Raw genomic sequence first — 16,886 nt, 5'->3', positions numbered from 1 at the left:
TGTTAAGCTTGGGCGATACCGGTTGAAGCGGCGACGCATGTATACCCAATGCCCCGAATGCCTGTCCGTGTTTTCGCTGGATGCACAGACACTGGCGAAGGCTCACGGTCACGTGGTGTGCGGGCATTGCAACGCCAGCTTCGGCAGCCTGGCCACGCTCACCGAGCAATTGCCGCCCGAGCCGTTCGTCGAACTGGCCGTCAACGAGCCCGCGCTGGAACCGCCGCTGCTGGACCTGGTGGTCTATCGGCCGCAACCCGAGCCGGTGGTGGTGGCGACCGAACAGCCGGCCAGCGCGCCGCCCGAGGATTTTTCGCAACTGGTGTTCACGCCGCGCTTCGCCCGCCAGTCGCGCGGCCGCGCGGGCAAGCGCACGCGCGGGAAAGCCCATCGCCTGCGCGCCGCCTCGGGCGAGCGCAACTGGCCGTGGATACTTGCCTGCGGCGTGCTGACACTGCTGTTGCTCGCGCAACTGGGGTGGGCCAAGCGCGACGCCCTGATCCGCGATCCCACCGTAGGCGGCTGGTTGCGCAGCAGTTGTGCCGTGCTGCACTGCCGGCTGCCGCTGGTGGCCGCGCCGGCACGCCTGCGCCTGCTCGCCAGCAACGTGCAGGCGCACCCCAGCGTGCCGAACGCGCTGATGATCAGCGCCAGCGTGCGCAACGACGCCAGCTTCGCGCAACCCTATCCGGTGGTGACGGTGACGCTGTCCGACGCGCAAGGCCAGCGACTGGCCATGCGCCGGCTGCAGCCGACGGAGTACCTCGACGACCCTGCGACCTTGCGTCGCGGCCTGGCGCCCGGTGCCGTGGCGGTGTTGCTGCTGGAGGTCAAGGACCCCGGCGACCAGGCCGTCGCGTTCGAGTTCGGCTTCGAGTGAAGCGTGCCGCGCCCCATGGGCAACGACGCCTCGGCTGAACGGATCAGGGTCTCCCGCGCTTGTCGAGGGACTTAAAATCGACCGCGCACAAGGGTAGACTCAAGCGCTCGCACCGAGTGCCCGCCGGCACTCGATCCATGCTGCGAATGCACCAACCGACACCAGAGAACGCAGCGGCCCTCGCAGCCGCCGCACCGCATGCGAGGGAAAGTATCCGTGAATGCCGCCAGACTGCCTGCCGCCGAGGCTGCCGTATCGACCTCGTCGCAAGCTGCGCTTGCGCACGGCTCCGGCAGCGCACTGAGTGAGTGCGTCAGCCGCACGGTGCGACGCTATCTGGCCGACATCGGCGACACCGAATGTGCCGAGGGCCTGCACGCGCTGGTGCTGCACGAAGTCGAAGTGCCGCTGCTGCGCGAGGTGCTGGCCTTCCACGGCGGCAACCAGAGCCGCGCCGCCGTGGCGCTGGGCATCAATCGCGCCACGCTGCGCAAGAAGCTGGCGGCGCACGGGTTGCTTTGAGGCCGCTGACGCGGGATGGGGGATTGGCAACAGCCCAGATCACCGCCCGGCCCGCCACTGCAACCACGAATTTTCCATCCCTGATCCCGGAGCCATCATGTCCGTCCCTGCCGTCGTTCCCGTTCGCCGCGCGCTGCTCAGCGTTTCCGACAAGACGGGGTTGGTCGAGTTGGCGCGGCGGCTGGCGGCGAAGGGGGTGGAACTGCTTTCCACCGGCGGCTCGGCGCGCACGCTGCGCGAGGCGGGCATCGCGGTTACCGAGGTCAGCGACATCACCGGCTTCCCCGAGATCATGGACGGCCGCGTGAAGACGCTGCACCCGAAGGTGCACGGCGCACTGCTCGGCCGGCGCGGCACCGACGACGCGGTGATGGCCGAACTCGGCATCGCGCCGATCGACCTGCTGGTGCTGAACCTCTACCCGTTCGAGGCCACGGTGGCGAAGCCCGACTGCACGCTGGAGCAGGCGATCGAGAACATCGACATCGGCGGTCCGGCGATGCTGCGCTCGGCGGCGAAGAACTGGAACGACGTGGCCGTGCTGACCTCGCCCGCGCAGTACGACGCGGCGCTGGAGGAGATCGAGGCGCAAGGCGGCCTGACTCGCGCGACGCGCTTCAAGCTGGCGGTGGCCGCGTTCAATGACGTGTCCAGCTATGACGGCGCGATCAGCGATTATCTGTCCGCGCTGCAACTCAACGACGCCCAGGACGCCATCGCCGGCCACGACATGTTCCCCGGCCAGGTCAACGGCCGCTTCGTCAAACTGATGGACCTGCGCTACGGCGAGAACCCGCACCAGAGCGCCGCGTTCTACCGCGACCTGTATCCGGCGCCGGGCACGCTGGCCACCTTCCGCCAGCTGCAGGGCAAGGAGTTGTCGTTCAACAACATCGCCGACGCCGACGCCGCGTGGGAATGCGTGCGCAGCTTCGTCAAGCCGGCCTGCGTGATCGTCAAGCACGCCAACCCCTGCGGCGTGGCGGTGAGCCTGGACGGCATCGGCAAGGCGTATGACCTGGCCTTCCAGACCGATCCCACCTCGGCCTTCGGCGGCATCATCGCGTTCAACCGCGAAGTCGACGGCGCTACCGCGAAGGCGATCGTCGAGCGCCAGTTCGTCGAGGTGGTGCTGGCGCCGGCTTACGCGGATGACGCGCTGAAGGCATTCCACAAGAAAGGCAACGTGCGCGTGCTGGTGATCCCGCTGCCGACGCACGGCGAACTGCGTGATGCCCACCCCGGCATGCACTCCAAGCGCGTCGGTTCGGGCCTGCTGCTGCAGAGCGCCGACACCGGCATGATCACCGCGGCGGACCTGAAAGTGGTCACCCGCAAGGCGCCCACCGAAGCGCAGATCCACGACCTCATCTTCGCCTGGAAGGTGGCCAAGTTCGTCAAGTCCAACGCCATCGTCTATGCGAAGAATCGCCAGACCATCGGCGTCGGTGCCGGCCAGATGAGCCGCGTCTACAGTGCGAAGATCGCCGGCATCAAGGCCGCCGACGAGAAGCTCGAAGTGCGCGGCTCGGTGATGGCCAGCGACGCGTTCTTCCCGTTCCGCGACGGCATCGACGCGGCGGCCGAGGCGGGCATCGCCGCGGTGATCCAGCCCGGCGGCTCGATGCGCGATGGCGAAGTGATCGCCGCCGCCGACGAACACGACATCGCGATGGTGTTCACCGGCATGCGCCATTTCCGCCACTGAGCGCACGCCCCGCGGGAGCCCGCTCGCGGGCGATGCTTTTCCCGGGGATTCGCAAAGGCAGGAGCATAGCCCGCGAGCGGGCTCCTGCACGTCGCGTAGTAATGTCACGCCGCAGCATCGGATATCCCGCTGCGGAGGCTGCCATGCGCTACGAACTGTATTACTGGAGCGGCATCCAGGGCCGCGGTGAATTCGTGCGGTTGGCGCTGGAGGATGCCGGCGCCGATTACGTCGACGTGGCGCGCGAGGAAGGCGACGATGCGATCGTGCGCTACCTCGACGGCGCGCACGAAGGCGCGTTGCCGTTCGCGCCGCCGTTTCTCAAGGCCGGTCGGCTGGTGATCGCGCAGACCGCGAACATCCTGCAATACCTGGGCCCGCCACTGTCGCTGCTGCCGCAAGGCACCAGCGTGCGGCGCTACGCCCACCAGCTGCAATTGACCATCGCCGACCTCGTGGCAGAAGTGCACGACGCGCACCACCCCATCGCCAGCGGCCTTTACTACGAAGACCAGCGCGAGGAAGCCCGCCGCAGGGCCGGCGACCTGCGCACGCAGCGGCTGCCGAAGTTTCTCCACTACTTCGAGCAGGTGCTGGAGCGCGGCGGTGGCCGCCACGCCCTGCGCCGGCACTCCTGCGTCGACCTGTCGCTGTTCCAGCTGATGAGCGGCCTGAACTATGCGTTTCCCCGCACGATGCAACGCCTGCACGCCGGCCTGCCGTTGCTGCACGCGCTGCACGCCAACGTGACCCAGCGCCCGCGTATCGCGGCCTACCTGGCGTCCACGCGGCGCGTACCGTTCAATGAAAGCGGCATCTTCCGCCACTACCCGGAGCTGGACGACCCGGCCTGAGCGGCCGCGCCGTCATCGAGGTTCAGCGACTGCTGCTGGAAGCCGGCGCGCCGGTGTCGTCGGACGACTCGGCCGGCGGGCGGCTCTTGCCCCATTCCAGCACCTTGTACAGCGCGGGCGTGGCGCGTCGCTGGCCGTGTTCGTCCACCAGCCGGCCCTGCGGGTCGACCATGTAGGTCTGCTGCAGGCCGTGCCTGGGCGTGACCACCACCATGTAGACGCGACCGTTGCGGCTGTATTCCTGCACCGTGTTTTCGCCCTGCTGACGGATCTGCACTTCGGGCTCGTCGGCGGGACGGCCCATGCGGCTGTCGCCGCTCTTCATCGCCGGCAGGGTGAGCGGACGCAGATCGGGTTTCGGCGCGCTCGCGGGCGGTGCCGCGGACGTGGCCGGCGGCGGGTTTGCCTGCACGCCGGGATCGTTCATGCCGGGCGGCGGCAAGGCCGGACCGGGGGCAGCCGTCTGGGCGTGCACTGCCGCGGCGAACAGCGCGGTCGACAGCAAGGTGGCGACAACAACCGGCACGGCAGGGATTTTCATGGTGGCAACCTCGATGGGGAGGGCAGCATAGCAGCGCACCCGCGGCGCTTCCGTGAAACGCGACATTTCGCCGTGCATGCGAGAATCGCGCCCATGCCCAAGCTCATCCTCATCGACGGTTCGTCCTATCTCTACCGCGCGTTCCACGCGTTGCCGCCGCTTTCCAACGCGCGCGGCGAGCCCACCGGTGCGCTGTTCGGCGTGGTCAACATGCTGCGCGCCACGCTGAAGGCAAAGCCCGATTACCTGGCCTTCGTCAGCGACGCGCCCGGGCCGACCTTCCGCGATGCGTTGTACGACCAGTACAAGGCGAACCGGCCGCCGATGCCGGACGACCTGCGCGCGCAGGTTGCGCCGATGCTGGCCATCGTCGCTGCGCTGGGCTTTCCGATCCTGCGCGTGGACGGCGTCGAGGCCGACGACGTGATCGGCACGCTGGCGGTGCAGGCGCGCGCGCTCGGCATCGAGGTGGAAGTGTCCACCAGCGACAAGGACATGGCGCAGCTGGTCGGACCGCAGGTCACCCTGGTCAACACCATGACCGGCACGGTGATGGACGATGCCGGCGTGATGGCCAAGTTCGGCGTGCGGCCGGACCAGATCATCGACTTTCTCACGCTCACCGGCGACGCCATCGACAACATTCCCGGCGTGCCCAAGTGCGGGCCCAAGACCGCCGCCAAATGGCTGGCCGAGTTCGATTCGCTGGATGGCGTGATGGCCAATGCCGACAAGGTCGGCGGCAAGATCGGCGAGAGCCTGCGCGCCACGCTGCCGCAACTGCCGCTGTCGCGCGAACTGGTGACGATCAAGACCGACGTGGCACTGGAGTTCGGCCCCACCGACCTGGCGCAGCGCGAGCCCAATGTCGAACAGTTGCGCGAGCTGTACACGCGCTACGAGTTCAAGGCGGCGTTGAAGGAGCTGGATGGAGCGGCGGAACCTGCAGGAGCGCACCCCGTGCGCGAAGCTCCTCCGGCGCGGGACGAAGGGCATCGCGCACAGGGTGCGCTCCTGCAAGGGCCGGGCGAATACGAACTGGTCATCACCCGGCCGGCCTTCGATGCGTGGCTGGAAAAGCTTCGCAGCGCCGAACTGATCGCCTTCGATACGGAAACCACCAGCATCGACGCGATGCGTGCGGACATCGTCGGCATCAGTTTCGCGGTGGAGCCGGGCAAGGCCTGCTACATCCCGCTCGGCCACGACTATCCGGGCGCGCCGCCGCAGCTCGATCGTGGCGAGGTGCTGCGCGCGCTCAAGCCGATCTTCGAGGATGCCGCGCGGCCCAAGCTCGGCCAGCACGCGAAGTACGACATCAACATCCTGTCGCATTACGGCATCACGGTGCAGGGCGTGAAGCACGATTCGATGCTTGAATCCTACGTGTGGAACGCCACCGCCACACGCCACGACATGGATTCGCTGGCGAAGAAATACCTCGGCTACGAGACCGTGAAATACGAGCAAGTCGCCGGCAAGGGGGCCAAGCAGATTTCCTTCTCGCAGGTGGACCTGGACACTGCCTGCCGCTACGCCGCCGAGGATGCCGACATCACCCTGCGCCTGCACCATGCGCTATGGCCCAGGCTGCAGGGCGTGCCCTCGCTGCAACGCGTGTACGAGGAGATCGAGATTCCGCTGGTGCCGGTGCTGGCCGGGATGGAGCGCCGCGGCGTCCTGATCGACGGCGACGCGCTGCGCGCGCAGAGCCAGCAGCTGGGCAAGCGCATGCTCGAGCTGCAGCAGCAATCGCACGCGCTGGCCGGGCGCGAGTTCAATCTCGATTCACCCAGGCAGCTGCAGGCGGTGCTGTTCGACGAACTGGGCCTGGAAGCGAAACTGAAGACGCCCACCGGCCAGCCCTCGACCAACGAGGAAGCGCTGGAGGCGATTGCCGAGACGCACGAACTGCCGCGGTTGATCCTGGACTACCGCGGCCTGGCCAAGCTGCGCAGCACCTACACCGACAAGCTGTCCGGCATCGTCAACCCGCGCACCGGCCGCGTGCACACCAGCTACCACCAGGGCTCGGTGGCGACCGGGCGGATCTCCTCCTCCGACCCCAACCTGCAGAACATCCCGGTGCGCACCGAGGAAGGCCGGCGCATCCGCCAGGCCTTCATCGCGCCGCCGGGGTGGAAGGTGATGGCGGCGGACTACTCGCAGATCGAACTGCGCATCATGGCCCACCTGTCCGGCGACGAAGGCCTGCTGCGCGCGTTCCACTCCGGTGGCGACGTGCATCGCGCCACCGCGGCCGAAGTGTTCGGCGTGGCGCCGGAAGACATCACCACCAACCAGCGCCGCGCGGCCAAGGCGATCAATTTCGGCCTGATGTACGGCATGAGCGCGTTCGGCCTGGCCCGCCAGCTCGGCGTGGACCGCGGCGAGGCCAGCGACTACATGGGCCGCTATTTCTCGCGCTACCCCGGCGTGCGCGCTTTCATGGAAGCCACCCGCGAGCGGGCCCACCGCGACGGCTACGTGGAGACCCTGTTCGGCCGCCGGCTGTACCTGGAAAACCTCACCGCACGCAACGCCGGCCTGCGCCAGGGCGCCGAACGCGCCGCGGTGAACGCGCCGATGCAGGGCACCGCGGCGGACATCATCAAGCGCGCGATGATCACCGTGGCGGCGTGGCTGGCCGAACGCGACGACGCCCACATGCTGATGCAGGTGCACGACGAACTGGTGTTCGAGGTGCGCGCCGACGCCGTCGAGGAGGTCCGCCGCGCGGTGTCGGAGCGGATGTCCGGCGCGGCGGAACTGTCCGTGCCGCTGCTGGTCGATGTCGGCGTGGGCGCCAACTGGGACGAGGCACACTGACGCCGGCCGGAGGTTAATTTTCCATGAGAATGAATCGCAGTTGAATTTCTGCGCGAGCCTTGCAACTTTCCCGGCGCGGCCGCATCCAATCCTTCGGATGCACGCAACGGCATCCGCGGCCAGCCCACCTCCCTGGGCGGCCACAGTCGCGAACCTCTCCCCTGGGTTTTCGCGTCTGCCCCGGCCCCGAAGGTTCCCCCTAACCTTCGGGGCCTTTTTTTGCCTCGCCGGCGTGTACATTCCGTGCACGAACGATTGCGGCATACTCGATCCACCATCATCACGGGGAATACCATGCGTGCAGGCTTGATCGTCATTGGCATCATTCTCGTCGCCGCGGGCATCTGGGTGGTCGCCGGACATGCCTTCTACCAGGACACCGACACGCTGGTGCAGGTCGGCTCGGCCAAGCTCACCGCCACGCACGACAAGGGCGTGCCGCAGTGGATCGGCATCGTCGGTATCGTCGGCGGCGGCCTGCTCGCCCTCGGCGGCTTCATGCAGAAGCGCTGAAGCGCATCGACCCGCCAACGAAAACCGCCGCGCTTCGCGGCGGTTTTCGTTGGCGGCCACTACAATGGGCGAGATGGATGTCTCGTACCTGATCGATCCGCTGAACGAAGCCCAGCGCGAAGCCGTCTGCGCCCCACCCGGGCACTACCTCGTGCTGGCCGGCGCCGGCTCCGGCAAGACCCGCGTGCTGACCCACCGCATCGGCTGGCTGATGCAGGCCGAAGGCGTGCCGCCGTGGGCAATCCTCGCCGTCACCTTCACCAACAAGGCCGCCGGCGAAATGCGCGCGCGGCTGGCCTCGCTGATCCCCGGTGGCACCCAGGGGCTGACCGTGGGCACCTTCCATGGCATCGCCCACCGCCTGCTGCGCCGGCACTGGCGCGAGGCGGGCCTCCCCGAGACGTTCCAGATCCTGGATTCCGACGACCAGCAGCGGCTGGTCAAGCGCGTGGTGGCCGGGCTGGGGCTGGACGAGGCGAAGTTCCCGCCGCGCCAGGCCTGCTGGCAGATCAACCAGTGGAAGGACGAGGGCAAGCGGCCGGACAGCATCGAGCATCGCGACCACCCGGTAACGCGCGCTTTCGTCAACATCTACACGGCCTATGAGGAAGCCTGTCGTCGCGCCGGCCTGGTGGACTTCGCCGAACTGCTGCTGCGCGCGCACGAACTGTGGCTGAAAAACCCCGCCGTGCTGGAGCACTACCAGCAACGCTGGCGCCATCTGCTGATCGACGAGTTCCAGGACACCAACACGCTGCAGTATGCGTGGGTGCGCGTCCTGTCGGGTGCGAACCAAGGAATCGGGAATAGGGAATCGGGAATAGGGAGAGCTGACGGCGCCGCGGCGACCGGGGATGCTCCTATTCCCTATTCCCCATTCCCTATTCCCGCGAAAACCGGTCAGGTTTTCGCAGTAGGCGACGACGACCAGTCCATCTACGGCTGGCGCGGTGCCAAGGTCGAGAACATGCAGCAGTTCCTGCGCGATTTTCCCGGTGCGCGCACGATCAAGCTGGAACAGAACTACCGCTCCACCTCGACCATCCTGCAGGCGGCCAACCACATCATCCAGCGCAACGGCAGCCGCCTCGGCAAGCAGCTGTGGACGGCCGGCGAGGACGGCGAGCGCATCGCGCTGTATGCCGCCTACAACGAGCAGGACGAGGCGCGCTTCGTGGTCGAGCGCATCCGCGAGTACATCGACGAGCACGGCAGTGCGCAGGATTGCGCGATCCTCTATCGCTCCAACGCACAGTCGCGCAACTTCGAGGAGCAGCTCGTCCAGCGCCGCATCGGCTATCGCGTCTACGGCGGCCAGCGCTTCTTCGACCGCGCCGAAGTGAAGGACGCGCTGGCCTACCTGCGCCTCAGCGCCAACCGCCACGACGATGCCGCGTTCGAGCGCGCGGTGAACACCCCGCCGCGCGGCATCGGCGAGCGCACGCTCGACGTGCTGCGCCGGCGCGCGCGGCGCGACAACGTCTCGATGTGGGAAGCGGCGCTGATCGAACTGGGCAGCGGCAACGAGCTGGCCGGCCGCGCGAAGAATGCGGTGAAGGCATTCCTGGCCTTGATCGACCAGATGGCGCACGACTTTCAGGGTACGAGATCACCGGAAGGCGCCGCTCCGCCCGTACCCCCACCCCCGGCCCCTCTCCCGGAGGGAGAGGGGAACCATTCCCTGTCCCTGGCCGAACAGATCGACCACGCCATCACCCACACCGGCCTGCGCGACTATTACGAGAAGGACAGCCGCGGCAACGCCGAGGCGCGGGTGGAGAACCTGGACGAGCTGATCAATGTGGCCAGCCGCTTCGAGCGCTCGGCGGAGGATATCGACGCGGGCCTGAGCGAGCTCAACGCGTTCCTCTCCAACGCCGCGCTGGAGGCCGGCGAAAGCCAGGGTGCCGAAGGCGAGGACTGCGTGCAGCTGATGACCCTGCATTCGGCCAAGGGGCTGGAGTTCCCGGTGGTGTTCCTGGTCGGCATGGAAGAAGGCCTGTTCCCCAGCCAGCGCTCGGTGAACGACGAGGGCCGGCTGGAGGAAGAGCGCCGGCTCGCCTACGTCGGCATCACCCGTGCGCGCCAGCGGCTGATCGTCAGCCACGCCGAGTCGCGCCGCATGCACGGTGCCGAGATGCTGACCCGCCCGTCGCGCTTCCTCGCCGAAATGCCGGCCGAACTGATCGACGAAGTGCGCCCGCGCGTGCACGTGACCCGGCCGCTGTACACCGGTCGCGCGCGCGAGACGTCGCCCTCCCTGGACGAGTCGCTGCCGGTGAAACTCGGCCAGCGCGTGAGCCATCCCAGCTTCGGCGAAGGCGTGGTGCTCAGCGCCGAGGGCAGCGGCGCGCACACCCGCCTGCAGGTCAACTTCGAAGATGTGGGCAGCAAGTGGCTGGTGGCGGCCTACGCCAATCTCACCGCGCTGTAACCGCGTACGGGGCAGGAGCCGCAAGGCAAGCCGCGCGATGCAATTGCCGCGGCGGCATGCCACTATCTGCAGCGGGGCCGCGTCCGCGAGCATTCACGGGGGATACTCGGATGGCCGCCCGCAGCCAGGGAAATCCATGTCCAGTTCGCAAGGCGTGAGCCGCCGAATCGGCGGCAAGGGAAGGAACTTCGCGCGGTGGGCGCTGTGCATCGGCATCGGTTGGGGCGGCTTCACCGGCAGCCACGCCGCGACGCTCGATCCGGCCATGCTGCCCCGCATCGAAGCGGCCACGTTCGAGGTCGTGCAGGCCAAGCCCGTCGACGATCCGCTGAGTTACGAGAAGCCGTTGCCGCTGGACCTGCTGCCGTTCCAGGAACGCACCGACAAGTACCACTCGATCGGCACGGCGTTCGCGATCGGCCCCAACCGCTATGTCACCGCCGGCCACGTGCTGCTGGCCGGCGCGGGCAGCCTGTGGGGCGCACCTGAATTGCGCGATTCGCAAGGCCATGTCTACGCCATCGACAAGATCGAGCAGTACTCGCTGCGCAAGGACTTCGTGGTGTTCTCGCTGGCCTCGCCGCCGTCGGTCAAGCCGCTGCCGGTGGACACCCGACCGGCACTGAACCAGGTCGTGTATGCGGTGGGCAACGCGCTGGGCACCGGCATCGTGATCCGCGACGGCCTGTACACCTCCAACACGCCGGAACAGCAGGACGGCAGCTGGAACTGGATGCGCTTTTCCGCCGCCGCCTCACCGGGCAACAGCGGCGGCCCGCTGCTGGACAGGAACGGCAAGCTCATCGGCGTGGTGCTGGCGAAATCGGCGAACGAGAACCTCAACTACGCGCTGCCGATCAGCGAGGTGCTGAACGCCCCGGCGCACCAGGCGATCATCGACTCGCGCCTGGTCTATCAGCTGGACATCTTCCAGGCCGTCGAGAACGGCACGTTCAAGGCGCAGTTCGCGCTGCCGCTGGGCCTGGACGCGTTCTACCGCGCCTTCCTCGATCGCGCGAACGCCAACGCCGACACAATGCTGAAAACCCTGCTCGCCAGGGAATCCGCCAACCTGTTTCCCGATGGCCCGGGCTCGCTGCGCCTGCTGCACCAGCGCACCAAACTCAACGCGTTCCCGTCGTTGATCATGCGCGGTGCGGAAGGCGAATGGAGCCGCGTGGGCGAGGCTTCCAGTCATTACACGCTGAGCGGCAACGGCTACGTGGACGCCGGCGCGATCGGTCGCAACGGCCTGTTTCATCTGCGCCGCCCCGACGGTTTCGACGCGGAAACCTATTACCGCGATGCACGTGCGCGCATGGACCTGCTGGCGCAGACCGGCATGTTCCGGCGCGCGGTGGCCGGCGAGAACATCAAGATCACCTCCTTCGGCAAGCCCGTGCAGGAATCGGTGCACGAGGATCGCTGGGGCCGGCCGTGGCATGTGTCGGTATGGGCGTTGCCATATGCCAACGCGCTGGGCGTGGTGTATTCGCTGCCGGTGCCTGACGGCAGCGTGATGCTGACCCGGATGACGTCGCCGGCAAGCCTGCACGACACCCGGCTGGACATGGACCAGCTCAGCGGCTTCATCCACGCGACCTACGAGGGCACGCTTGCGCAGTGGACCGGCTACCTGAAGAACGCGAAGCTGAAACCGGCCGTCTTCAAGGACATCCGCATCGACTTCGACTACGGCCACCGCTTCAGTTATGCGTCGCCGCGGGTGGCTTTCTCCTACGGCCCCGAGGTGCAGGAGATCACCCCCGACAACATGCTGTGGCTTGGCTTCCGCTTCTTTCTTTCCGACGGCAAGCCGGTATGGGACGTGGGCATCGTCAATGTGTGGAAGGACTCCACCTCCGACAACCAGGAAAACGTCGACATCCAGCGCTACATGGCACCGCCACCGAACCTGGACAAGGACATGAGCAGCCGCTGGCAGCAACTGGTGCAGCGCCAGTTTCCGTTCAACGCGGTGGCGCGCCCCGAGAACGGCCTGATGAAGATCGACGCCGTGGCCGCGCCAGCGCCGGGCGAGGGCAAACCGTCGGTGCTGTACACCGCTTTCTACGGCGTCGCCGGCACTTCTTCGCAGGCCCGCATGAAACACCAGCTCGACCTGCTGATGAAGAACCTGCGCATCAAGGAACGCTGAGGCTGCCCGCGCGCGTCGCGCGGGTCAGCGCCTGGCCGGGGCCGGTTCGCGCAGCAGCTCCATGACCGCATCGGCCACCGCCTGCGGCTGATCCATCTCGATGTCGTGCGAGCTGTCGGCCACCTGGCGCAGCGTGCCGCGGGTGGAGCTGGCCGTGATGCGCTGCTGCGTCGCCTCGCGCGCGGCCTCCAGCGGCTTGCGCATGGCTTCCGGCGCATCCGCGTAGGTGCCCGAAGCCTGCAGCACCAGCAGCGGCATGTCGCCGTGCGATTCGCTTGCCGGCACCGGCGCGGCGAACACCGACGCGTTCTGCGCCAGCTCCGAGCGCAAGGTATGCCAGAACGCCGGACGCAGCTTGCGCGCACGGTCGGCGGCCGCCACCGCCGCGCTCTGCCACGGCAGCGGTCCGCCGACGCACTGCGCCAGCGCCGGCGGCGGCTGGCCCAGCACGCCACGCTCGGCGCCCAGCTCGCAGCTGGCGATGAAGGCGTCGCGCTGCGTCGTCAGCGCGGCTTCGTCCTTCGTCCAGGATGCCGGCAGGAAACGCGCCTGGTCCTGTGCCGGCGGATCGACCAGCACCATCCCGGCAACGTCGTCCGGATGCTCGCTGGCATAGCGGCGCACGATGTTGCTGCCCAGCGAATGACCCACCAGCAGCAGCGGTGTGTGCAGGCCGGCGGCGCGGATCAGCGCATGCAGGTCGGCGACGTCGGCGGCAAGATCGCGCGGCAACGGGCCCTCGTCGCTGAAGCCGTAGCCGGCGCGGTCATAGGCACACACGCGCGCATGCGTTTCCAGCAACGGCTGCACGCGGAACCAGCTCTGCGAATCGGCATGCGCCCCGGCCTCCAGCAATACGGTCACCGGCCCGCTGCCGCTGCAGCGCAGGTTGAGGCTGCGCCCGTGATCGATGGCGATGCGCTGGCCGGGCCTGGCGTAGCTGTCCGGCGTGGTCGCTGGCGCCGGCGGAGCCGCCGTCGCGGCGGCTGCAATGAACAGTCCGCTGCAGGCCAGGCCAAGAAGTCCCGCGTGTCGATGTTTCATGTGCTGATCCGGTTCGAGATCAGGCATGGGACCGGGGCGACGAAAGGAAGTTCGCGTGTGGAAATCGGGAGGCCGGGGACGACCTGAGCGGGCCACTGGCCGAGGTTCAGCTGCGCAACCTCGGCACGCCGTGCTGGTCGCGCTCCTCCACCGCAATGACGGTGGTGTCGATGGCGCCGCCGGTGCGGCTGCGGGTGTCGCGCACGGCTTCGCCGCGGGTCATCGCCAGTGCGTTGCGATAACAGCGCTGCGCTTCGGCGGCGTCGCCCTGACCGGCGAACGTGTCGCCGAGGGCTTCCCACGCGCCGGCGACGGGCTCCAGCGCCAGCGAGCGTTCGAGGTATTGGCGGGCCTTGCCCCACAGTTTCAGGCGCACGCACATGCGGCCCAGGGCGAGCAGCAGGTGGGCGTCGTTCGGGTGGACGTCGAGCCAGGCTTCGGCGCGGCGCAGGCGCGATTCGAGATCGTCGCCGGCAAGCAGGCCCCAGGTCTCGATCAGGCGCGGCGACCATTCACGGCGCAGTGCCGACTCCAGTTCGTCCATCGCCGGCAGCATCAGTCCGAAGAACGCGGCGCGGCGCGCATAGGCGTCGACCACGGTCGGCGGGCGGCGCTGCGCTTTCGGCAACTGCGACCACAGCGTGTTCAGCGCGGCGCCGTCCGGCGCGGCCTGCAAGGTATCGGCCAGGATCTGCGTTTCCAGTGCCGCGTACGCGCGACTGCCGAGCGCGCCGCTCTTCTGCAGCGGCTCCAGCGCGGTGCGCGCGCGGCGCAGATCGCCGCTTTCGCGAGCCGCCTGCGCCAGCTCGCGCCAACCGCCGGGAGTGAGCGTGCCCTTGTCCGCTTCCGGCGCCAGCAGCGCCAGCGCTTCGGCCGGCTTGCCCTCGCGCCGCAGCAGGCGGGCGCGCAACACGCGGGCCGCCTGCGGAACGTATTGCGAAGCCCGATCGAGCGACTCCAGCGCGCGGGCGGACTCGCCGCGGCGCGATGCGGCTTCGGCGGCGGCGAGCAGGGCCGGGCCGCGCAGGCTTTCCAGCCGCGAGGCGCGATTGAGGTCGCGCTCGGCGTCGCCGTGGCGGCCTTCGATCAGTGCCACCAGACCTTCGCCCAGGCGCTGCTGGCTGAGCCGGCGATGGCGCCGCGAGAGTGCGCCGAACGGCCAGCGCAGCAGGCTCCACGCCAGGCTGAGCACGGCCCACGCGAGCAGCCACAGCACCACCGCGGCAATCACCGTGGTCTCGACGCGCCAGCCGCGCATGCGCAGCAGGACGTAGCCCGGGTCTTCGGCCACCCAGTGCCAGCCGAACGCGGCCACGGCCGCCACGATGACCAGCAGCAACAGCCAGCGCCACAGCCTCATGGCTGCACTCCACCCCGGCGTGCCGCCGGAACGGCAGGCTTCGCCGCGGACTGGGCCGGCGCGGGCGCAAGCGCGTGCACCGCGCGCAGGTTGCGCAACTCGCGCAAGGCCGCACCCAGTTCCACCGCGCTGTCGGCAGGTCGTTGCTCCTGCAGCTTCTTCAGCGCGGCGCGGGCTTGCTGCACCGAATTCGCGTCGCCATCGAACTGGCTCGTCAGGCTGGCCTGCACCCGCTGCAATGCCGCGGCATAGGCGATGCCGTCGTGGGCGAGCAGATCGGCCTGCGCCTGCGCCAGGTCGAGCGCGGCCAGCTCGCGCGCGAAGCGGGCATCAGCCACCGCCAGCGGCGCACCGTTGTCGCGACGCACGCTGACCACGCTGCCGAGCGCGCGGCGGATGCGCGACCAGACGTCGGTGGCCTGCGCGGCGGCGGGGGTGTCGAGTGGCTTCAGCGGCAGTTCGCCGATCGTGCCGCGCAGCGCCTGCAACTGCTGCAGCAGCCCGGCCTGGTCGGTCGGCTGGCTCTTCAGCAGGGCTTCGCGCTCGGCCTGGATATCCTGGCGCACGCCACTGAAGGCGCCGTCATTGACCGCCGCCAGGGTCTGGTCGGCCAGCTCGTAGGCGGCAGCGGCCGCTGGTGCGTCGTGGAACAGGCGATAGCGCTCGGCGCCCATGCGCAGCAGCGAGTCGGTTTCGTCCAGCAGCATGGCGTCGTGGCCGGAGAGGCTCTTCTCCGCCAGCTTGGCCACGGCATCTTCCAGGTTGCGGATGCGCTCGCTCTGGCCCAGCAATTCTTCGCGCAGCGACCGGTTGACTGCCGCCGCGTCGTCCACGCGCTGATCGAGGCTGGCACGCTGGTCGGCCAGCGCACCCACGCGTGATTCGATGCCCTCTGCGCGCTGCTGCAAGGCCGCCACGCCCTGGCGGTCGGCGTTGCTGCCGCGCTGCTGTTGCCATTGCTGCCAGCCGACCCATGCGGCGGCGGCCAGCGCCAGCAGCGACAGGATCAGGGCGAATGCCAAGGTGCCGCCACCACGTGACTGCGGCGCGCGGCCGGCGGGCGCCGGGCGCGAGCGCGGCGGGTCGACGATCACCGGATCGGGCTGCACGTCCCGCGACGAGGCCGGGGTCCTGGCTGCCGCGGCGAGCGGCTCGGTGGGTTCATCTGGCTGGCTCATGGCTCGCATGCTAGCAGGCCATACGCCTGCGTTCGTAGCGCCTGCGCGTGAAGAGCGCCTCAACGCGCGGCAGCGGCCAGCATGTCGTCGGCCAGCGCCGAGGCCGCCTGCACGACGCGACGAAACCCGGCCGCACGCGCGGCCGCGGCCAGCCGTTCGCTGCTCACCACGGCGGTGGCGGCACACAGGCGCTGCCGCGCCGGCGGGGGCAGCAAGCTGCAGAGGTTGTGCAGCGCCTCCTGGCTGGACAGCAGCACGCGCGCCGAACGCGGCAGTACCTGCAGCGCCGCGGTGTGGCGGCGATCGAGCCGCGGCGGCACGCGACGATAGACCTGCACTTCGCGCAGGCATGCACCGCGTGCGGCGAGTTCGCGACGCAGCACGCCGCGGCCACCCGGCGCGCCGATCAGCGCCACGCGGCGATCGCGCAATGCCTGCAATGCCGGATGCGCGAGCAGGCCTTCGCTGTCCTGCTGGTCAGGACACAGCGGCTGCTTCACCCCATGCCGGCGCAGCGCACGCGCAGTGCCCTGCCCCACCGCCAGCACGGTCGACCGCGTGCGCAGCGCAACGAGCGCCGCTGCGTGATGCACGGCCGCGGGGCTGGTGAAGATCACCAGTTCGTCGGCGAGCGCCTCGCGCAGCTGCGCACGCACGGCCGCCGGATCGTCCGCTGCGCGCAGCGCCAGGCCGGGCAGCGACAACGGCACGCCACCGAGCGCGCGCACGCGACGCGACAAGGCCGCAGCGGTGCCCACCGGGCGGGTGATGACGAGCACCCGGGCGCGCAAGGCGCCGACTCTCGTCAGTGCCTGCGGGTGCGTTCGCGTGTCGGGTCGATGGTCCGGCATGGCTGCAGTGTAGC

At 68.9% G+C, this 16,886-nt stretch carries 13 protein-coding genes; 8 read left to right on the top strand and 5 right to left on the bottom strand.

Translation table 11 applies throughout. The features are described from left to right. Positions 1-37: 37 nt before the first annotated feature. The 4 genes from ACVCL3_RS13265 to ACVCL3_RS13250 all read left to right on the top strand — a co-directional run bounded on the left by ACVCL3_RS13265 (position 38) and on the right by ACVCL3_RS13250 (position 3,964). The gene (locus ACVCL3_RS13265) at positions 38-880 is read left to right on the top strand and encodes a zinc-ribbon and DUF3426 domain-containing protein (RefSeq protein ID WP_395120299.1); all 843 of its coding nucleotides are present in this window, start codon (positions 38-40) and stop codon (positions 878-880) included. 216 nt (positions 881-1,096) lie between these two features. Further along, on the top strand, positions 1,097-1,402 hold the full coding sequence (locus ACVCL3_RS13260; protein WP_395120301.1) for a helix-turn-helix domain-containing protein: 306 nt from the start codon (positions 1,097-1,099) through the stop codon (positions 1,400-1,402). A gap of 97 nt (positions 1,403-1,499) precedes the next feature. After that, positions 1,500-3,110 carry a bifunctional phosphoribosylaminoimidazolecarboxamide formyltransferase/IMP cyclohydrolase gene (purH, locus tag ACVCL3_RS13255; protein WP_447099632.1) on the top strand — a complete coding sequence of 537 codons (1,611 nt, stop codon included), beginning with the start codon at positions 1,500-1,502 and terminating at the stop codon, positions 3,108-3,110. Positions 3,111-3,253: 143 nt separating this feature from the next. Then, positions 3,254-3,964, top strand: coding sequence for a glutathione S-transferase (locus ACVCL3_RS13250; protein WP_395120303.1), 711 nt, complete (start codon positions 3,254-3,256; stop codon positions 3,962-3,964). A gap of 22 nt (positions 3,965-3,986) precedes the next feature. On the opposite strand, the gene ACVCL3_RS13245 is transcribed toward ACVCL3_RS13250, so the two are convergent. After that, positions 3,987-4,505: a DUF2782 domain-containing protein gene (locus ACVCL3_RS13245; protein ID WP_447097983.1), complete on the bottom strand. Its 519-nt coding sequence runs from the start codon at positions 4,503-4,505 to the stop codon at positions 3,987-3,989. 93 nt (positions 4,506-4,598) lie between these two features. Between ACVCL3_RS13245 and polA the strand changes: the two genes are divergently transcribed. The 4 genes from polA (at position 4,599) to ACVCL3_RS13225 (ending at position 12,439) form a co-directional block, all read left to right on the top strand. Continuing rightward, the gene (polA, locus tag ACVCL3_RS13240; protein WP_447099631.1) at positions 4,599-7,334 is read left to right on the top strand and encodes a DNA polymerase I; all 2,736 of its coding nucleotides are present in this window, start codon (positions 4,599-4,601) and stop codon (positions 7,332-7,334) included. A 294-nt stretch (positions 7,335-7,628) separates the two neighbouring features. After that, entirely contained in the window at positions 7,629-7,847 is a 219-nt protein-coding gene (locus tag ACVCL3_RS13235) for a hypothetical protein (RefSeq protein WP_447099630.1), read from the top strand. A gap of 73 nt (positions 7,848-7,920) precedes the next feature. Continuing rightward, positions 7,921-10,281, top strand: coding sequence for a 3'-5' exonuclease (locus ACVCL3_RS13230; RefSeq protein ID WP_447099629.1), 2,361 nt, complete (start codon positions 7,921-7,923; stop codon positions 10,279-10,281). A 136-nt stretch (positions 10,282-10,417) separates the two neighbouring features. After that, complete coding sequence (locus ACVCL3_RS13225) at positions 10,418-12,439, top strand: trypsin-like peptidase domain-containing protein (RefSeq protein WP_447099628.1); 2,022 nt, start codon at positions 10,418-10,420, stop codon at positions 12,437-12,439. A 24-nt stretch (positions 12,440-12,463) separates the two neighbouring features. Here the strand turns inward: ACVCL3_RS13225 and ACVCL3_RS13220 are convergent, their stop codons facing one another. The 4 genes from ACVCL3_RS13220 to ACVCL3_RS13205 all read right to left on the bottom strand — a co-directional run bounded on the left by ACVCL3_RS13220 (position 12,464) and on the right by ACVCL3_RS13205 (position 16,872). Next, positions 12,464-13,483, bottom strand: coding sequence for an alpha/beta fold hydrolase (locus tag ACVCL3_RS13220; RefSeq protein WP_447099627.1), 1,020 nt, complete (start codon positions 13,481-13,483; stop codon positions 12,464-12,466). Between the two features lie 106 nt (positions 13,484-13,589). Then, on the bottom strand, positions 13,590-14,843 hold the full coding sequence (locus ACVCL3_RS13215) for a heme biosynthesis HemY N-terminal domain-containing protein (RefSeq protein WP_447099626.1): 1,254 nt from the start codon (positions 14,841-14,843) through the stop codon (positions 13,590-13,592). Continuing rightward, positions 14,840-16,021 (bottom strand): uroporphyrinogen-III C-methyltransferase, encoded by a 1,182-nt coding sequence (locus tag ACVCL3_RS13210; protein ID WP_447097977.1) that lies wholly within the window; start codon positions 16,019-16,021, stop codon positions 14,840-14,842. Before ACVCL3_RS13210 ends, ACVCL3_RS13215 begins: the two co-directional genes overlap by 4 nt. A 59-nt stretch (positions 16,022-16,080) precedes the next feature. Next, a complete protein-coding gene (locus tag ACVCL3_RS13205; protein WP_447097976.1) occupies positions 16,081-16,872 on the bottom strand; it encodes a uroporphyrinogen-III synthase in 792 nt (263 codons plus the stop codon). Positions 16,873-16,886: the final 14 nt, after the last annotated feature.

The organism is Rhodanobacter sp. UC4437_H4 (assembly GCF_052978425.1).
Note: the sequence above shows the minus strand (reverse complement) of the source record. Positions and strands in the feature narration are given on the sequence as shown.